At 34.2% G+C, this 18682-nt stretch carries 17 protein-coding genes and 2 pseudogenes; all 19 read right to left on the bottom strand.

The window, feature by feature from the left end:
- Positions 1 to 8 precede the first annotated feature (8 nt).
- Positions 9 to 884, bottom strand: coding sequence for a UTP--glucose-1-phosphate uridylyltransferase GalU (gene galU / locus HHA43_RS05220; protein ID WP_168541950.1), 876 nt, complete (start codon positions 882 to 884; stop codon positions 9 to 11).
- Between the two features lie 24 nt (positions 885 to 908).
- Positions 909 to 1532, bottom strand: a complete 624-nt coding sequence (locus tag HHA43_RS05215) for a sugar transferase (protein ID WP_168541948.1) — start codon at positions 1530 to 1532, stop codon at positions 909 to 911.
- 72 nt (positions 1533 to 1604) lie between these two features.
- Positions 1605 to 2117, bottom strand: a pseudogene (locus tag HHA43_RS05210) (IS982 family transposase); the annotation flags it as partial.
- A gap of 7 nt (positions 2118 to 2124) precedes the next feature.
- On the bottom strand, positions 2125 to 3093 hold the full coding sequence (locus HHA43_RS05205; protein WP_249451941.1) for an IS30 family transposase: 969 nt from the start codon (positions 3091 to 3093) through the stop codon (positions 2125 to 2127).
- A gap of 81 nt (positions 3094 to 3174) precedes the next feature.
- Positions 3175 to 3558 (bottom strand): annotated as a pseudogene (locus HHA43_RS05200) (IS982 family transposase); the annotation flags it as partial.
- A gap of 155 nt (positions 3559 to 3713) precedes the next feature.
- On the bottom strand, positions 3714 to 4817 hold the full coding sequence (locus HHA43_RS05195; protein WP_168541946.1) for a glycosyltransferase family 4 protein: 1104 nt from the start codon (positions 4815 to 4817) through the stop codon (positions 3714 to 3716).
- Between the two features lie 39 nt (positions 4818 to 4856).
- A complete protein-coding gene (locus HHA43_RS05190) occupies positions 4857 to 5633 on the bottom strand; it encodes a glycosyltransferase family 2 protein (protein ID WP_168541944.1) in 777 nt (258 codons plus the stop codon).
- A 28-nt stretch (positions 5634 to 5661) separates the two neighbouring features.
- Positions 5662 to 6879 carry a hypothetical protein gene (locus tag HHA43_RS05185; RefSeq protein WP_168541942.1) on the bottom strand — a complete coding sequence of 406 codons (1218 nt, stop codon included), beginning with the start codon at positions 6877 to 6879 and terminating at the stop codon, positions 5662 to 5664.
- Positions 6876 to 7748, bottom strand: coding sequence for a glycosyltransferase family 2 protein (locus HHA43_RS05180; RefSeq protein WP_168541940.1), 873 nt, complete (start codon positions 7746 to 7748; stop codon positions 6876 to 6878). The genes HHA43_RS05185 and HHA43_RS05180 overlap by 4 nt, the downstream gene beginning before the upstream one ends.
- Positions 7749 to 7752: 4 nt before the next feature.
- A complete protein-coding gene (locus HHA43_RS05175) occupies positions 7753 to 8928 on the bottom strand; it encodes a nucleotide sugar dehydrogenase (protein WP_168541938.1) in 1176 nt (391 codons plus the stop codon).
- Position 8929: 1 nt separating this feature from the next.
- Positions 8930 to 10345, bottom strand: a complete 1416-nt coding sequence (locus tag HHA43_RS05170; protein ID WP_168541936.1) for a lipopolysaccharide biosynthesis protein — start codon at positions 10343 to 10345, stop codon at positions 8930 to 8932.
- A gap of 19 nt (positions 10346 to 10364) precedes the next feature.
- Positions 10365 to 11099, bottom strand: coding sequence for an NAD-dependent epimerase/dehydratase family protein (locus HHA43_RS05165; protein WP_168541934.1), 735 nt, complete (start codon positions 11097 to 11099; stop codon positions 10365 to 10367).
- Entirely contained in the window at positions 11089 to 12150 is a 1062-nt protein-coding gene (locus HHA43_RS05160) for a TDP-N-acetylfucosamine:lipid II N-acetylfucosaminyltransferase (RefSeq protein ID WP_168541932.1), read from the bottom strand. Before HHA43_RS05160 ends, HHA43_RS05165 begins: the two co-directional genes overlap by 11 nt.
- Before the next feature lie 82 nt (positions 12151 to 12232).
- Positions 12233 to 13105, bottom strand: a complete 873-nt coding sequence (rfbA, locus tag HHA43_RS05155) for a glucose-1-phosphate thymidylyltransferase RfbA (protein ID WP_168541930.1) — start codon at positions 13103 to 13105, stop codon at positions 12233 to 12235.
- Between the two features lie 5 nt (positions 13106 to 13110).
- The gene (rfbB, locus tag HHA43_RS05150; protein ID WP_168541928.1) at positions 13111 to 14163 is read right to left on the bottom strand and encodes a dTDP-glucose 4,6-dehydratase; all 1053 of its coding nucleotides are present in this window, start codon (positions 14161 to 14163) and stop codon (positions 13111 to 13113) included.
- Positions 14164 to 14292: 129 nt separating this feature from the next.
- Positions 14293 to 16152 (bottom strand): polysaccharide biosynthesis protein, encoded by a 1860-nt coding sequence (locus HHA43_RS05145; protein ID WP_168541926.1) that lies wholly within the window; start codon positions 16150 to 16152, stop codon positions 14293 to 14295.
- A 50-nt stretch (positions 16153 to 16202) separates the two neighbouring features.
- Positions 16203 to 17378, bottom strand: a complete 1176-nt coding sequence (locus tag HHA43_RS05140) for a DegT/DnrJ/EryC1/StrS family aminotransferase (protein WP_168541924.1) — start codon at positions 17376 to 17378, stop codon at positions 16203 to 16205.
- A 19-nt stretch (positions 17379 to 17397) separates the two neighbouring features.
- Positions 17398 to 18057, bottom strand: coding sequence for an acetyltransferase (locus tag HHA43_RS05135; protein WP_168541922.1), 660 nt, complete (start codon positions 18055 to 18057; stop codon positions 17398 to 17400).
- A complete protein-coding gene (locus HHA43_RS05130; protein WP_168541920.1) occupies positions 18054 to 18659 on the bottom strand; it encodes a sugar transferase in 606 nt (201 codons plus the stop codon). The genes HHA43_RS05135 and HHA43_RS05130 overlap by 4 nt, the downstream gene beginning before the upstream one ends.
- Between the last annotated feature and the right edge of the window lie 23 nt (positions 18660 to 18682).

The following is an 18682-nucleotide window of genomic DNA, read 5'->3' as shown; positions in this document are numbered from 1 at the left end:
GTCTCTTTTTATAGTTTTAGTTCTTTGATCAGCGCTTTAAATTCCTCACCTAATTTTGGATGGTCTACGCCATAATGTAAAACTGCTTTGAGATAGCCCAATTTACTGCCGCAATCAAACGTTTGCCCTTTCATCCGATAGGCTTCCACTGTATCGGTCGCTTGCAAAGCTGCAATTGCATCGGTCAACTGAATCTCATTACCTGCCCCTTTAGGCGTGTTCTCAAGTAATTGCATAATTTTAGCAGGTAAAATATAGCGACCCACTACTGATAAGTTTGATGGTGCAGCGTCGACAGCAGGTTTTTCCACGATACCTTGCATTTGAATGCTATGCCCTTCGGCAGGTATAGAGGCAACATCGACAATACCGTATTGATCTACCATGTGATCTGGTACAGCTTCCACCATAATTTGTGATGCATGGCTTTCATTAAAACGTTGGATCATTAAACTCAAATCATTGGTTTCTGATGAATCTTTTACAAGAACATCTGGCAATAGCACAGCAAAATCATCATCACCTACTACGGCTTTTGCACATAGTACAGCATGACCTAAACCAAGTGGCTGTGGTTGACGCACACTGATTACACTCACATGTGGCGGTAAAATTTCAGTGATTTCTTTGAGTAAATCAAATTTCTTTTTATGTTCTAGAGTGGTTTCTAGCTCAAAGTTACGATCAAAGTAGTTTTCAATCGAAGCTTTTGAAGAATGGGTAACAAGAATAATCTGTTCAATGCCAGCAGCAACTGCTTCTTTCACCACATATTCGATGGCTGGGCGGTCTACCACTGTGACCATTTCTTTGGGAATAGATTTGCTTGCAGGTAAAAAACGCGTACCGAGGCCTGCGACAGGGAGAATTGCTTTTTTGATCATATGATTCATTGTGATAAAAATAAATTATTTACGGATTGATTCAGACTGAGAATCATTTTGACTTGAAAAACGTACAGCCCCAACCTCTCGATCTGGTGCATTAATACCTTCTTTAGTGAGCATTACCTTAACCGTTTTAAACATAATTTTAAAATCCAGCCAAATAGATTGAGTTTCCACATATTGCACATCAAGTTCAAATTTTTCTTCCCATGAAAGATTATTACGACCACTGACTTGAGCAAGCCCTGTCATCCCAGGCTTGACTTCATGACGTCGCATTTGCTCAGGAGTATAGTGTTCCAGAAAATCTTTCATTTGTGGACGAGGTCCAACAATACTCATGTCACCTTTTAGCACATTGAATAGTTGTGGCATTTCATCTAATGTTGTTGCGCGTAATTTATGTCCGAATGGTGTAATTCGTTGATCATCTGGCAAAGGATTTCCTTCTTTATCAAATGCATCTTTCATAGAACGGAACTTAATCATTTTAAAAATTTTACCATTCTTTCCCGGACGCTCTTGTAGAAAAAGTACTGGTGAGCCCAAATTTTTTTTAACTTTAAAGGCTACTAAAATGAAAACTGGTAATAAAAAAAATAAGGCAATACATGCAATCAAAAAATCTAAAATTCTCTTAATCATTGTTTCAACCACTTTTTTTCAAAATAAGTTAATACTGTGCATAGTATATAACCTGAGTTCGATGAAATCCACTTAACCTTTTAGCATATTTTGGAAAGTTGGCTTATTGGGGTTCAAACAATAAGCCACTACAGCAGCCATGATATTCACCATGAAGTTATTTACCGAACGATGACGTGAATGTTCAAGTTGATGTAAATTTTTTAATTGATCATTCACTGTTTCGATCAATCCTCTTCTGCAAAGTAATTGTTTTTCTTCTTCAGTTTGGATGGGTTTATTTTTCATATTCCGACGTGATGGGGTCAATATTTTCAGTCCTCTTGCTGCTAAAGCTTCGGCTTTTGCTTTGCTCAAATAGCCTTTGTCTCCGAGTAGGATCCCTTTTAATTCTTGAGTTAAAGATTCTAATATAGCAACATCATGAACATTTCCCGATGTCAGCTTGAGATTAATAATTTCACCTAAATTATTGATAACGAGATGTAATTTAAAACCATAAAACCAACCCGTACTACTTTTTCCACGACCGGCCAAGCCTTTAAATACACGATGCCTTTTAATCCGAAGATTATGGCAAACTACGGCGAATTCAAACATGAGGTGCGACAGTTTGAAAAGTCTTATGATAATCAACAAGCTGAGCAAATTTCTCTAATGGTGTAAGCCAATCTAACGCTTTTCTAGGACGAGTATTCAGTGACATGGCAACTTGATTTAAATAATGCTGATCTGCCTGATTTAAATCAATCCCTTTAGGTAAATATTGCCTAATTAAACCATTCATATTTTCGCATGTGCCTTTTTGCCAGGGTGAATGTGGGTCACAGAAATATACATCTATGCCTAAATCTTCTTCAAGTATTTTATGTTCTGCCAGCTCGCGTCCACGGTCATAGGTCAACGTTTTACGCAGTTCTGCAGGTAAATATTTCAGAGCTTCAGTTAAAGCCTTGCGCACTGATTCTGCCTTTGCATCAGGTAATGTTGCCAAGATACAGAGCCGTGTATTTCGTTCAATAAGTGTTGCTATCGAACTTTTATTGTCTTTACCTTTAATTAAATCAGCTTCCCAATGACCCGGTATTTTTCTTTCTTGAACTTCGGCTGGGCGCTCATGAATAGTTTTAATATCCTGTAATATAGAATCTTTTTTAGGTTCACCGTTAGCTTTTCGCTTTTTATTTTCATGACGCAGACAGGATAATAAGTCTTTTTTCAACTCACCCTTTGGTAATGCTCGTATCGTTGAATAAATCGTTGTATGGCTTACATTCATTGTTTGATCCAAATCAGGAAATGTCTTTAAACGCTTTGCTATTTGCTGAGGAGACCATAAACAACGGATCGCTTCAACAATAAATTTCCAGAGGATTGAATCGATTTTGAGTTTTCTGTGACCACGTCTACGTCTAGCGAAGGTGTTATCAGAAGCATATCGAGCTTGATAAACGTCATTGATGCTATTTCTTTTAAGTTCACGATAGATCGTACTAGGATGTCTTTTAATGAGTTCAGCAAATTTTCTGGCTGAAAAGCCTTCTTTTCTTGACTCAAGCATTAATGCAGTACGATCTTCAAAGTTAAGATGATGGTATGACAATTTTATATACTCCATAAACCCTTTAAATTAATTAGGTGGTTTATGTCGCACTTCAAGTTTTACTCTGCCTACCAATTTAGTGGAGTCAATGATACTGATTCCCGTATCTTTTCCTTTCACCTGATGGAAGAAACTACTCAGAGCTTGCAAACAACGGGGCATGATTTCAATAAATCGGTTGTAGCTAAGCAGTTTAGGAAAAGCAGATTTCCAGAATGGAACGATCATTTGGCAATAAAAATATTTGAAGAATCTAAAACCGGATTGATGAAATAAAATGACAATGGTCATTGCTTCAGACAAGCTTAAAGCTGACTTTTTCAACCTGGTTTTTTGATTAGAAATTAAAGCTTTCTCTAAAGATTCATTAAATTTTTTGCAGAAATCATCCAAAATACAAAATAATTCGGTAATATGATCCATTGAGAAGCCTTGTTTTATAACATTTTGTCTTGAGAACCAATATGTTACAAAAACAGGGCTTTTTTTCTACTCTTTTTTTATATCGAACTCAGGTTATATAGAAAGTTTTAAGTTTATTGATTACATATTACCTAAATGCACAATAGATTTTGAAATTATTTTTCGAAATATATTTCATGGTAATTATTAACCATATCTTGTTTGCTAAACACTTCTAACGCACGTTTACGTGCCATTTCCCCCAATTCATGAACAAGACTCCTATTATTGACAAATTGTTTCATACATTCTTTCAAACCTTGTGCACCTCCATCATATAATAGCCCTGTCTTTCCATCTAAAACCACCTCCGGTATTCCTTCAACTTTTGTTGCAATTGCAGGGATACCAAAATACGCTGATTCGACGAAAGTTAATCCAAAAGCTTCCCATTTAGAGGGTTGGCAGATTACATCTATAGTATTCAGAAATTTATTTTTATCAGTGACCCATCCAATTACATTAATTTTTGATTCTAAACCATATATTTTTATCAAATCACAGCATTCAGATTTAAGCTCGCCGTCGCCAGCTAAAGTAAAAATAACATCCTTGTTTATATCTAAAATACCTTCTGAATTTAGTAAATGTATAGCTTCAATAAACTCAATAGGATTTTTTTGCTCATCTAATCTAGCAAAAAAAGAAAAATTTAATCCATTTAACTCACTACTTTTTTTTTCAACTAAAAATTTCGAAAAATCAACTCCATTGTAAATAGTTTTGGTTTTTGCAAAAGGATAAAATTTATTATAGTACTTGTTTACTGAAATATTTTCATGGCCAAAATATACTGAAAACAACTCAGCGAAGTAATATAAAATCCTTTTCAGAATAGGAATATGTTTATGGAAAGCAATACCATGTACTGTATGAATAATTTTTTTACAACCACTCATTCGTGCTGCAATTCTAGCTAATATGGCAGGCTTAGTAGAATTTGTATGTATTATATCGAAATTAAATTTTTTAAAAATTCTATATAACTCTATAAAAGCAAAAAAATCATGTTTACCAAGCTCCCTTTTTAAATTTGGAACCTCAATAATGGTAACACCAATACTATTAAATTTTTCCAAAAAATCAGAATTGACTTCTTTTATTTCACCACAAATCATGTACAAATCATTACTTTCGTAATTTAGACTAGATAATAAATCTAAAGATATTTGTTGAGCACCAGACAATTGCGGAATAACTTGTACATGTGCAATTTTCATAATAAAGTTACCAATAAAGTTCGAATACGATAAAATAATTTAAAAAACACTCTTGCTACGTAAAATTCTAATTGGATATTTAACATGCTCCATAGCAGAAAACAAAATAAAGCTCCATAAATTGATATAATTTTCATAATACAAAATTTTAAATGCTTTTAAAACACCCAAATGCATTTCACGCATATTAGAAGATAAACCAGACTCACCATATTGCTTCTTAAAACCATTGGCTAAATAAGAATCAATATAATAAAAATTATTATTATTGTTTGACATAACCCAACATAGAAAATCTTCACAAAAACGCATGTCAGTATTAAAATCTTTGAGAATATTTTTTTTAACCATCACAGTCGGAGTACAAATTATTTGTCTTTTAGCTAAATCAAATAAAGTTACTTTTTTTAAGATACAATCTTTTACTATAATACTTGGAAATGCAGAATATAAATGAAATGAAAAATTCAAATCATTATCCAACATGCTCTTATATTGGATTTCAAGTTTATTCCTAACCCAAACATCATCACTATCTAAGAAAGCTATATAAGCGGAACTAGCAGATTTAACGCCTAAGTTTCTCGCAAAAGAAGGACCACTATTTTTATTTAATTCAAATATTTCTAAATTCAACTTAGAATTATATTTTTTATATTCTTTCAGAATATCCAATGTATTATCATGGCTACAATCATCAACAACTATTATTTTTTCAGGAAGTAAAGTTTGATTTTTTATAGAATCAAGACATCTAATTATTGTCTGGCTAGAGTTATAACATGGGATTATAACTGTTAAATCTGCATAATTCATTTTCACTTCCAAAATTTAATTCAGTATTCTATTTAAATAGAATAAATCGATTCCAATTTGCCGCTATATAGAATATAGAAAGTAGAGGAATAAAGTTTGTAACACCCTTAGCATTAAGAACAATCATCATCACAAATAAAATAATTTTTACAAAAAAATTAAAATATTTAGAAGTAATATTTGAAATTAAATACCAGTGAATATAAAAGAACGCCAACAAACCTAAGATACCCACAGAATAAATTATTCTCAAATAACCAATATCTATCCCTTTATAATAACTTAGACCATCACGATAATAAACATCTCCAAAAATCCAAGTTTTCAAACTATTATCGGGTATGTTAGACCACATTTCACCCAATTCACCTGTAGACTTAGATGCTTGAGAGTTCTCATAATCAAATAAGAAGTCAAAACCGAAAGAAATTATATTTAAAACCCTCTCATTATCAAAAGAAATTATAGGATTAAATAAAAATAATAAAATTAATAATAAAATAGAAAATTTCAACAACTTACTAACAACTTCAATACTAGAGAACAATATAAATAATGAAATAATAAATCCTATAATCGTTGTTCTAGCACTCATAATTCCAAGAAAAAAAATCAAAAAGAAAATAAAAAACAATATTATTTTTTTTTGTTTTTCAAACCTAATAAATGAAGATAATACAATTAAAGCAAAGCAGTTGATAATCCCCGAACCAAAAAAAGAAGCTCCTAAACCCACCATTCTTATTTCATTTAATCCTATCGCCTTATCATCAATATTTTCTCTAGAAAAAATCCCAAATAAAAAATTAAAAAATCCAGGTGATAAATATGCAATAAATGACAGTAATAATTGCATAGAAACTACTAGAGAAAACATATAAAATATATATTTCATCAAATAATTTTCTTTTTTTATTTTCTTTTCAATAAGAAAAACAACTAAATAAGCAGAAAAAAAGCTAAAAAAATTAAATAAAATTATTTCTTTAAAGAAAAAGAAGTCGTAAACTTGATTAATTAAAAAAGATAAAAATAAGAAAAATATCATAGCAATACTTATTCCAATACTACCATTTAGTAAAAACTTATTTATCTTCAAATTATCATTAAAAGATTTTAATAAAAAAATTAAAAACCCAGAACCACCTGTTATAACAAGAAGATTATAAGGTGGGAAAAAAACTTTAATATTAAAAACTGTGATAAAGAGAATCACAAAAATAAAAAAATTAAGAAAAATTTTCATAACAACTTACTTAAATTAAATAAAATTTTTTTTAAATCATAAATATTAAAATGATGTTTAATTTTTAAAATTAATAATCTAACATCTATTAACCTAGGGTCATTAGTATATAAATGTGTATACAAAAAATCTTTGTATACACCCAGTATATTATGTTTTTCAGAAAAATTCTTATGCGCCAATACACCTTTTTCAATTTTAAAGTTAGAAATTCTTTCATATTCATGAGAGATATCATGAACATAAGTATGTTCTAATATATTGACTGCAACTCCTAAAGTATTTTTTAAAATATTATACCAACACTCTAAGTCTTGCCACATAGGCATTTTAGGATCAAAACCTCCAAATTTTTGGATAATTTCAGTTTTTATAAAAATTTGATTTCCAATATAATTATTAAAAATTAAATCTTCCTTTGTTATATTTCTTTTTTTAAAATAATCTCTTATTTTTTTAACTTGAAATTCTCTTTCACCTTTTTTTATAATTTGATTATCAAATAAAAAAACTATATTTTTATTTAAACAACATGAATTAAAATATTTTACAAATTTTTCAATCCTGATATCTAAAAAATAATCATCATCATCTAGTCCAGTTATAAATTCACCTTTAGCATTTTCAATTGCAATATTACGACTTACACAGGCACCACTGTTCGTTTCTTTCAAAAAATATCTAACACGGTGATCTTCTTTAGAAATTTGTTCCAAATACTCATGTGTCCCATCAGTCGAACAATCATCCACAATGATGATTTCTAAGTTTTTATAAGTCTGATCCTGTACAGACTTCACCGCACGTTTGAGTAACTCAACTCGATTAAATGTAGGAATATATACAGTTACTAAAGGTAGATTTTGCATTTATTTAATTCTCACCAAACAAATCACGTGTATATAACTTAGACTGAACATCTTTTAAATCTTCATTCATACGATTCGCTAAAATCACATCTGAAATATTTATAAATTCATTTAAGTTATTTTGAACTGAATATCCTTCATAATTTTCAATATTTAATGTTGGCTCATATACAATTACATTAACATTGTATTCTTTTAACTCACGCATAATGTCTTGAATTGCAGAATCACGGAAGTTGTCTGAACCCGCTTTCATGGTTAAACGATACACACCCACGACATTAGGACGTTTTTTTAAAATCTCTTTAACAATAAATTGTTTACGTGTTTGATTTGAATGAATAATCGCTTGAATTAAATTTTGAGGTACACCCTTGTAATTTGCTAAAAGCTGTTTGGTATCTTTTGGCAAACAGTATCCACCATAACCAAAAGAAGGATTGTTGTAATGGTTTCCAATTCGTGGGTCTAAACTTACACCTTGTACAATATCCAAACTGTTTAGATTGTTTTTTTCACAGTAAGTATCTAGCTCATTAAAATAAGCTACACGCATGGCTAAATAAGTATTAGAAAATAACTTTACCGCTTCTGCTTCAGTCGAATCCATGCAAAGTGTTGGTGCATTTTTCTCAATCGTTGCATCTAAATAAAGTTGAGCAATTGCTTCTCCACGTTCAGATTTTTCACCCACAATAATTCGAGATGGATGCAAATTATCGTAAAGTGCTTTTCCTTCACGTAAAAACTCTGGTGCAAATACAATTTGATTGGTTTTAAGTTTTTCTTTTAACTGTACCGTATATCCCACAGGTATGGTCGATTTAATGATAATTGTTGCTGTAGTATTGATCGGTAGAATTTGAGCGATCACACTTTCAATCGATGATGTATCGAAATAATTCGTTTCCACATCATAATTGGTTGGCGTAGCAATAATAATGTAATCGGCATCTTTATATGCTTCCTCAGCATTTAAAGTTGCAGTTAAATTTAACTCTTGTTTACTTAAAGCTTGTTCAATATAGTCATCGGCAATAGGAGATTGACGCTGATTAATCATCTCAACCCGCTGGGCATTAATATCCAAACTAGTGACATAGTGATCTCGTGCAAATAATACCGCATTGGATAAACCTACATATCCCGTGCCTACTACACAAATTTTATATTTCGACATTTTACCTAACCAAACCATTAAATCTAAGATTTTCCCGTCCTTTCAGTATTAATTTATATAAGTAAATACCTGAAATAATAAGAAGAATCAACCAAAGTATCTTAAAGCACCAGAATAATTTTTCTTGAAGTATAGCATTAGCAATTGCGAAACCAATCATTAAAAATACAATAGTGTACATTTTTTTACGCGGAAAACTTTTCCATGCAATAACAGAAAACTCTGTCCTAAGTACGAAAAAAACTAGAAATGCCAAACTACTACTTATACTTGCACCTAAAGCCCCATAATGGGGTGTTAATACAAAATTTAATAATATAGCCGCTAAAAGAGCACCCAAAGAGGCATAAAGGGAAAAATAAGATTTCCGACTAATCCCTATTCCCACAACTGTTGTTTCTGAAAGTGTATACAACAATGGAGCAATTAAAGCTGGCATAACAATATATTGAACTGCATTATACTGCTCTGGTAAAACCAAAGCGATAACATTTGCAAATAAACCCACTAGCGAGATAATAAAGACAATTATAATAGTCAAATACCAGCTAATATCATTAATTTTATCTAAATTTTTATTCTCTTTCACCCACTTATAAACAGTTGGAGCCCAAACAGTCGAAAAGATACTTTGAACAATAATTGCAATCGCAGCAAAACTGGTCGCTATGGAGTAAATACCAAGCTCAGTAAAAGTTGAATAGGTTTTTAAAAATATTCGATCTATTGAATTCAAGCCCCAAAAAGCCAAGCCGCCAATAATCAATGGCGCACCAAATTTTAGCAGTGGCTTGAGTTCATTAAAATTAAAGTGAAGACCCTCTATGGAGAACCACTCACTCTTGGTATTCCATGCAAAAATCAAACAAGCAATAAGATTTGAAATTACTAGCGCACATAACAAATGAATAAAGTATTTATATTCATAAACAAACACAAAACTGATTAATAGTATAATGTTAATCAGTTTAGGCCAAATTTGACTCATAGAAAAAAGAAATGCCTTTTCTTGCATTCTTAAGATCAAAGAAAAAAAGCGCGTTAAGTAATTTGCTATAAATGCTATAAGAACTAATATACTCATCCACACATTTTTTTCATCAAATAGATAATTTGACAAAAAATAAGGATTAATTATAAGAAAAAAGCTAAAAAGCAGCAGTAAAACAAGACCAGGTAATGTTACTTGCATCCATAAGTTTTTCTTATTTTCTCTTTCATGATATTCCCTTACATAAGCTTGATCCAGACCTAATCCAAAAAACATCGTTGAAAGGGCAATAATGACTTGGAGAAATGCTATACGACCAATATCTTCTACGGTAAAAAACCAAGCTGTTAAAGGAAGTGTTATAAACCCAAAAAAGGCCCCACCTATAGGACCTATTGCAAAATTTAATACTTTTTTAATATTCATTCAATCACTTTACACTATCTTAATTTTTAGAGTTAATATTAAAATTTTCTTGGGAAATAATAATGTTAACTATTTTTGGCACATACTTATATACTACTTTTTCAAGATAATTATCATAAATATTAAAATAGTCCAATATTAATTTACCCACTTCATCCTCACTTATTAGACAGTCTTGCTTTACTCCACCATCAATTAAATTATAATATGCTTCTTTTTGAAGGAAAGTAGAAATCAAACTAATAAGTGTTTCTGGTTTAAATGTATAATTTGGACATAAATTAATAATTTTATTCCTTAGTTTTAAACTATATATGACATCAAAAAATTCAACAATATCATCTACATCTATTATGGTTCTCTCTGCATTTTTATAAACAAGAAAATTTTCACCTTTATAAATATTTTTTGTAAAAGTAGCTAACAATGTTGTATTTAGCACTTCTCCAGCAACTTGAGGTAATCTAAATATTAGATAATTAGAAGAATAAATAGATATCAATTTTTCCATTCTCATTTTATGCTTAAAATAAAGATTTCCTTCTAACGGAGCTAAAATACTACTGAAATAAACGAAGCATTTATCAGTATTTAATACTAAGTTTTCTATCAATAATGATTCTTCTCTTTTAAATGCCTCATCAAAAACTTCATTAGAATTTGATACTCCAGAACAAAAAAACAAGCATTTATCAGATTTAGCATTTTTAAAAGCTTTTGCTAACAAGCCTTTGCCAATTATCTTACTTTTCATTGAAAATCTCTTCCCAATTTGAGTATAGTCTTTGAATATGGAAATATTTTTTCATAATCCCAATATTTTCTTCTTGAACATTGTTTGAAATAGGTGTAAGTAAAGCAGAATCATTTAATTGATAAATTTTAACACCTATATCTTTAAAAAACTCAAATGGCGTAACATTTGACTTCATTACGACCTTTTTCCCTAGACTTAAAAGGCCAATTGTGTTACCCATTGCTTGTTGTCTATTATGGTTAAATATAGCAATATCAATACATGCCATATAAGAATTATATTCAGTAAAACTCATAAAATCTGTGATTGGAATGAATTTTTCTCCTAGTAATTTATTCCCATATTCTATTACTTCTTCTCTGTGTTTTTCAGACCCATATGAAAGTGGGCAAAAAACTTTTACATGTTTTAAATCTAACTTTGAAAGTATTTCTAGAACTTCAAAATGATTATTACTTGGATCCGCTGAATTGCCTACTTGGACAAATACTTCCCCCTGCTTATCCTGATTACACACTATTTCATCTAAATTTCTAGATAGATGGCTCGGATACATTAAATTATGAATAAACTTTGCGTTAGTCCCATAAATTTTTTTTACTAAATCAAAATCTCCAGGTACTGTAGTGCTAAAAAAACCCATTCGTTTTATAACAGGTCTTCGTAAAAATTCTTTTATTTTCCACTTCCAATTACGCTCACCAAACTGATATACATAAAGATCTGCTCCCCACATAATCCAATAGCATTTTTTGAGCAACCATGGCATAAAAAATAGAAGAAAAACAATTTTAAGATCAAATAAATTATGTAAAATAATCTTATCTGCTCGATTCATTTTGATTAACACTAACAAATAGTGTTTTAATTTACCTAGTTTTGAATTCTTTAATAATCTAATATTAGAATCTGGTATCAAATTCTTTTTTGCCATCCCATCTGTTAATAGAAACTCATGCTTACTAAAATCAAAATTCTCTTTTACAAATTCAATATAGGGAGGGATAAATTTATCACAATCACCAATATGAAGTATTTTATCACTCATAAAACAACCATTCTTTCTTGACCTCATTACTTTGATAGTCCTAATTAAAACTTTAATATTTATTTACATAAAAATTTCAATTTCATATTTTAATTAGTTCTTGCAGATACTGACCATAGTTATTTTTAGAAAGTTGTTTACTAATACGTTTCAAATCTTCCTTCATCAACCAATTATTGTTATACGCAATTTCTTCTAAGCAGGCGATTTTATAGCCTTGGCGCTTTTCAATGGTTTCTACAAATTGAGCAGCTTGTAACAGACTTTCGTGCGTTCCGGTATCTAACCATGCAAAACCGCGTCCCAGTAATTCTACATTTAAGTCACCACGTTCTAAATACATCTGATTGACTGTGGTAATTTCCAATTCCCCACGCTCAGATGGTTTTACTTGCTTAGCAATTTCAATTACATCATTGTCATAAAAATACAATCCTGTAACCGCGAAGTGAGATTTAGGTTGTTTAGGTTTTTCTTCTAAAGAAATTGCACGTTTTTGTTCATCAAACTCCACAACGCCAAAACGCTCAGGATCCTTAACTTGATAACCAAATACCGTCGCACCTTTTTGACGTGAAACAGCTTGTTTAAGCATAGGCGTAAAACCTTGACCATAAAAAATGTTATCGCCAAGCACCAAGCAAACATTGCTATCGCCAATAAAATCTTCACCAATAATGAAGGCCTGTGCCAAACCATCAGGGCTTGGTTGAACCGCATACTCAATATCAATGCCAAACTGAGATCCGTCGCCTAGTAATCTTTTAAAGCCATCAATATCATCTGGCGTGCTAATGATCAGCACTTCACGAATGCCTGCCAGCATTAGCACCGACAATGGATAATAAACCATCGGTTTATCATAAATCGGCAGTAACTGCTTAGAGACTCCTTTGGTAATCGGATACAAACGTGTACCCGAACCACCTGCTAAAATAATACCCTTTGTATTCATTATGCTTACATACCTAATCTTTCACGTTGGTAACTGCCATCTTGTACACGCTGGCACCAGTCTAAATTATTTAAATACCACTGAACTGTTTTACGAAGGCCTGTTTCAAAGCTTTCTTCTGGTTTCCAGCCTAATTCTTTGGCCATTTTTGACGCATCAATCGCATAACGCAAATCATGCCCTGGACGATCTTTAACAAAAGTAATTAAACTTTCATAAGGCTCTGCATTCGCTTGAGGTCTTAACTCATCTAAAATCTTACAAATTTTTTTCACTACTTCAATGTTTTGTTTTTCATTGTGCCCACCAATGTTGTAAGTCTCTCCGACAACACCCTCAGTCACCACTTTATATAATGCTCTCGCATGATCTTCTACATATAACCAATCGCGAATTTGATCACCTTTACCATAGATCGGAAGTACCTTACCTTCTAAAGCATTCAAGATGACTAAAGGAATCAATTTTTCTGGAAAATGATACGGGCCATAATTATTTGAACAATTGGTGATAATCGTTGGTAATCCATAAGTACGTTGCCATGCACGGACTAAATGGTCAGAGCTTGCTTTACTTGCAGAATAAGGTGAGCTAGGTGCGTAAGATGTGTTTTCAGTGAATAAATCTGTCGTACCCTCTAAATCACCATATACTTCGTCTGTCGAAATATGATGAAATCTGAATACTTGTTTTTTTTCTTCATTCAAGCTTAACCAATATTTACGACTCACCTCTAAAAGCGTGTATGTGCCTACAATATTGGTGGTGATAAACTCTGCAGGTCCATCAATCGAACGATCAACATGAGATTCAGCAGCCAAGTGCATGATTAACTCTGGTTGAAACTGACTAAAAGCGTTTTCTAAAGCATCAGCATCACAAATATCAATTTGAGCAAAATGATAACGCTCGTTCTGATCTATTTCTTTAAGAGATTCGAGATTCCCCGCATAGGTCAATTTATCAACATTTAAAACTTCATTATTTGTATTTTTTATAATATGACGTATAACGGCCGACCCAATAAAACCAGCACCACCTGTGACTAGAATTTTCATATATTCCCTAAAATTATAAATTCAACACTATCGAACTGCTAAGAATATTCATCTTTATACATTTCAATTATAACATCTATTATTTAATGTAAAATGAAAATTTCGTATTGCTACAGTATTCCTGCTTCATTATGCATCAAGTTTGTTTGATAAATAACCATCTACAAATTTTTCTAATATCTTAATTAATTCATTCACATTCTCATGCTGATGTAATTTTTGAAATTCTATAAAGCTTTCAAGGATTTCTTCAAACTCAAAACTTTTTTCAAAAGATTTTAAAATTCTTTCATGCTTGGTTTTCTCGATACCTTCTTGATCAATCAGCAATTCTTCATATAACTTTTCACCGGGACGCAACCCTGTAAAATCAATCTCAATATCCCCCACCCCATTTTCATCAATAGGCCTGAAACCACTCAAGCGAATCATTTGTCGAGCCAAGTCTATAATCTTCACTGACTCACCCATATCAAGTAGAAATACATCACCACCTGTTCCCATCGCACCCGCTTGAATCACCAACTGTGCAGCTTCTGGTATGGTCATAAAATAACGCGTCACTTCGGGATGGGTCACCGTCACTGGTCCGCCTTGCGCAATTTGTTTTTTAAACAAAGGCACCACAGAACCTGACGAACCTAAAACATTACCAAAACGCACAATACTGATTTGCGTTTTAGGATTGGTTGAAGCTAAACCTTGGCAATATAACTCTGCCATTCGCTTTGAAGCACCCATGACATTGGTCGGACGTACCGCTTTATCAGTTGAAATCAGCACAAAGGTTTCCACACCTTGAGCTACAGCAGCATCTACACTGCGCTGTGTACCAATCGATGTATTATAAATTCCTTCAAAAGGATTGGCTTCAACCAAAGGCACATGCTTATAGGCTGCAGCGTGATAGACCGTTTGCACATCGTATTGTTGCAAAATACGTTCTAATTTTGCTTGATTGGTCACGGAACCTAAAACAGGTATAACCTGTATACCTGAAGTTTGTAATTCTCGGTCAATTGAATACAGTGCAAATTCAGACATCTCAAATAGTACGAGCATTTTCGGCTGATGCTTCACGATCTGACGGCACAGTTCGGAGCCAATTGACCCCCCTGCCCCAGTCACCACCACCACTTTATCTTTAATATTTTTTTCTAAAAGCTCAGGCTTCGGTGGTACAGGATCACGACCGAGTAAATCAATAATATCCACTTCACGGATATCAGAAACTTTGACTTTGCCATCAACCAGCTGGGTGACACCGGGCAACTCCATGATTTTCACATCAGTGGCTTCAAATGATTCAATAATCTCCTTTTTACGTGCACGTCCAACCGATGGCATGGCGAGTAAGACTTCCTCAATGCCAAATTTACCAAGTTTCTTTTGCGCTTTTTTCGGTGAGTAAATCTTTAAACCACTTAAAGACTGACCTTTGAGTGATGTTTTATCATCAATAAAACAGACTGGTAGATAATCATCAGAACGGTTTAAGGCTGCCGCAATTTGTTGTCCTGCAAGTCCTGCACCATAAATCGCCACGCGTTTACGGGTTTGTTTTTTAGCAAAGGTTTTAAGCGTCGCATAACGAATCACTGCGCGACTCCACCACATGTAGGAAAACAGCATAAAGCCGTACATGAGTGGAATACTCATCGGGATAAAAGCAACATCTAATTTTTTGATGGCATACAACGCCACAATTTGAATAAATGTCCCAATCGAAATCCGCAGTAAATAATCTTCATTAAATGAACGGACAATGGCACGGTAAATCCCGAGCAATGCAAAAATCAGTACACCTAAGATGGCCACAAAAATATACCAAGCCTCAAGCCCTTGCATTACGGTGACATTGGGCCGTGCCAAACGAATGGCATAAGCAAGCCACATCATCAGTGGCAGCAGGCACATGTCCATGGTCACCAAAACCACTTGTTTTTGGCGACGCGGTAACGAAGCAATGGAACGAATAAAATCTTTCATTGAGGCTCAGTTATGTGGGCTGAAAAAGCACGGCGTGATTATACGCTGTTTTAAGCGTGAATCTTGGCGATCACGCTTTGAATGGCATCTACGGTTTTTTGCAGGCTTTGCTCAGACAATGTTGGATGCACTAGAAACATCAGACTGCTTTCACCTAAGGCTTTGGCATTGGCTAAACGTTTCTCTGGACGCCACGGTGTGCCATCAAAGGCTTTTTCTAAATAGACTTCTGAACATGAGCCACTAAAACATGGCACCGCTTGCGCGCTAATTTCCGCCATGATGCGATCACGTGACCAGCCCTCAGGCAGCGCATCCACATTGACTTGCACATAGCATTTATAGGCTGCATGCACATAATCAGATGATGGTTTTGCTACAGTAAAATACGGACTATTTTCAAACGCCACTTGGATACGCGCCATATTGGCATTACGTTTTGCAGTCCATTCTGGCATTTGTTTGAGCTGTAAACGGCCAATCACCGCCTGCATTTCCATCATGCGCCAGTTGGTGCCAAATGAGTCATGCAGCCAGCGGAATCCCGGCGGATGTTGCTTGTTATACACGCTATCAAAGTTTTTGCCGTGATCTTTATACGACCACATTTTTTTCCACAAACTTTCGTCATTGGTAGTGACCATGCCGCCTTCACCGCCAGTGGTCATAATCTTGTCTTGGCAGAAAGACCATGCACCAATATGCCCGATTGAACCTGCTGATTTGCCTTTGTACATTGCACCATGCGCTTGGGCACAATCCTCAATCACAAAAATGCCTTTTTCCTCAGCCAACTGCATGATCGGATCCATATCACACATCCAGCCTGCCAAATGTACACAAATAATCGCTTTGGTATTCGGCGTAATCACTGCTTCAATGGTACGGCAAGAAATATTCTGGGAAGCCAGCTCTACATCAGCGAAAATAGGATTAGCACCTGCAGTCACAATCGAGCTTGCCGAAGCTAAAAACGTACGTGAGGTGACAATCACATCATCGCCTGCACCAATACCTAAGGCTTTGAGTGCTAAATCGAGTGCGACTGTACCATTGGCCACGGCAACTGCATGCTTGGTTCCTGCAAACTGTGCAAATTCCTTTTCAAATTCACGGCATTCTTGACCAGTCCAATAATTCACCTTATTAGATAAAAGGACTTTTGATACCGCATCGGCTTCTGCTTGAGTAAAGCTTGGCCAAGGTTCAAATGCACTGTTTAACATGGAATTTTCCTAAAACGTATTACTGTGAAGTCGTGACAATCCGCGCAGGATTACCCACCACTGTTGCGCCCGCAGGGACACTTTTGGTGACTACGGCACCCATGCCGACAATCGCGCCTTTGCCAATCACCAATGGCTGATCGGGCGTGCCCTGCTTAATCATGGCACCTGCGCCAATATAGGCATGGTCATGAATATGAATATTGCCGTTGCATTTTACGCCTGGCGCAAAGGTAACGAAATCCCCAATCACACAATCATGCTCCACATAGCTGTATAAATTGGCATGGAAGCATTTGCCGATTTTAATGTTGGAGGTAATCGTAACAAATGGGCTTAAAGCTGAACCTTCCGCGATTTGAACCTCATCCATGAAAATCACGTTATCGGCAGAGATCGACCAAAGCTGAATACCATCGGCTTCTAAACGATGAGCAATTTTTTCTCGTACACAACTATTGGCAATCGCAATTTGCACGTATTTTTCAGAGGCTGATTGGTCTAAAAATGCTTGATAATTCATAGCACGATGACCATTCACCAAACCGATTTCTGTCAAAGCATCATCAATAAAGACAATTTCAGATTGATCTTGTTCACGCGCCAATTGCTGACGGGCAATGGGCATCAGACTGCGCCCACAACCTGAAGCACCATAAATTGCATAAAGTGTTGTCATTTTTTGTGTTCCGGTGTGCCGGCAAATTTACTCATGGTTGCCTCGCCTTCGGCACTAATATCATCTTTGGCGATGACTTTTTTTATGGTTTTGAACATGATTTTAAAATCAAGCCATAATGAACGGTTTTCGACATACCATGTGTCTAGCTCAAATTTCTTTTCCCATGAAATGGCATTACGACCATTCACTTGCGCATACCCTGTGATGCCCGGACGCACGTTATGACGTTTGGCTTGTTGCTCATTATAGAGGGGTAAATATTCCATCAGCAGTGGTCGTGGCCCGACAATGCTCATCTCACCTTTAATCACATTCCACAGTTCAGGCATTTCATCCAAACTGCTGGAACGCAGCATTTGACCAAAGGGTGTTAAACGCTCACTGTCAGGCAAGGAATGACCTTGTGCATCAACCGCATCTTTCATACTGCGGAATTTGATCATTTCAAAAGGTTTGCCATTGAGCCCCGGACGCACCTGACGGAACAACACGGGTGAACCCAAATTTTTTCGCACCTTATATGCCACAAAAGCATATACAGGAGACAGCAGCACTAGCGCAGATGATGCAATCACAATATCCAATAAGCGCTTTAACATGGTTCACTCTTGAGGTTAGATAA

The organism is Acinetobacter sp. A2 (assembly GCF_012371325.1).
In the GTDB taxonomy this organism is placed as follows: domain Bacteria; phylum Pseudomonadota; class Gammaproteobacteria; order Pseudomonadales; family Moraxellaceae; genus Acinetobacter.
This window is presented reverse-complemented; position numbering and strand designations above follow the sequence as displayed.

Bases quoted from the DNA above. Each gene is read 5' to 3' on its own strand.
- HHA43_RS05215 (WP_168541948.1), bottom strand. From the start codon at position 1,532: ATGATTAAGAGAATTTTAGATTTTTTGATTGCATGTATTGCCTTATTT.
- rfbA (WP_168541930.1), bottom strand. From the start codon at position 13,105: ATGAATACAAAGGGTATTATTTTAGCAGGTGGTTCGGGTACACGTTTG.
- HHA43_RS05165 (WP_168541934.1), bottom strand. From the start codon at position 11,099: ATGAAAAGTAAGATAATTGGCAAAGGCTTGTTAGCAAAAGCTTTTAAA.
- HHA43_RS05205 (WP_249451941.1), bottom strand. From the start codon at position 3,093: ATGCTTGAGTCAAGAAAAGAAGGCTTTTCAGCCAGAAAATTTGCTGAA.
- HHA43_RS05175 (WP_168541938.1), bottom strand. From the start codon at position 8,928: ATGTCGAAATATAAAATTTGTGTAGTAGGCACGGGATATGTAGGTTTA.
- HHA43_RS05170 (WP_168541936.1), bottom strand. From the start codon at position 10,345: ATGAATATTAAAAAAGTATTAAATTTTGCAATAGGTCCTATAGGTGGG.
- HHA43_RS05190 (WP_168541944.1), bottom strand. From the start codon at position 5,633: ATGAATTATGCAGATTTAACAGTTATAATCCCATGTTATAACTCTAGC.
- HHA43_RS05195 (WP_168541946.1), bottom strand. From the start codon at position 4,817: ATGAAAATTGCACATGTACAAGTTATTCCGCAATTGTCTGGTGCTCAA.
- HHA43_RS05140 (WP_168541924.1), bottom strand. From the start codon at position 17,378: ATGTTAAACAGTGCATTTGAACCTTGGCCAAGCTTTACTCAAGCAGAA.
- HHA43_RS05185 (WP_168541942.1), bottom strand. From the start codon at position 6,879: ATGAAAATTTTTCTTAATTTTTTTATTTTTGTGATTCTCTTTATCACA.
- HHA43_RS05160 (WP_168541932.1), bottom strand. From the start codon at position 12,150: ATGAGTGATAAAATACTTCATATTGGTGATTGTGATAAATTTATCCCT.
- HHA43_RS05145 (WP_168541926.1), bottom strand. From the start codon at position 16,152: ATGAAAGATTTTATTCGTTCCATTGCTTCGTTACCGCGTCGCCAAAAA.
- galU (WP_168541950.1), bottom strand. From the start codon at position 884: ATGATCAAAAAAGCAATTCTCCCTGTCGCAGGCCTCGGTACGCGTTTT.
- HHA43_RS05180 (WP_168541940.1), bottom strand. From the start codon at position 7,748: ATGCAAAATCTACCTTTAGTAACTGTATATATTCCTACATTTAATCGA.
- HHA43_RS05130 (WP_168541920.1), bottom strand. From the start codon at position 18,659: ATGTTAAAGCGCTTATTGGATATTGTGATTGCATCATCTGCGCTAGTG.
- rfbB (WP_168541928.1), bottom strand. From the start codon at position 14,163: ATGAAAATTCTAGTCACAGGTGGTGCTGGTTTTATTGGGTCGGCCGTT.
- HHA43_RS05135 (WP_168541922.1), bottom strand. From the start codon at position 18,057: ATGACAACACTTTATGCAATTTATGGTGCTTCAGGTTGTGGGCGCAGT.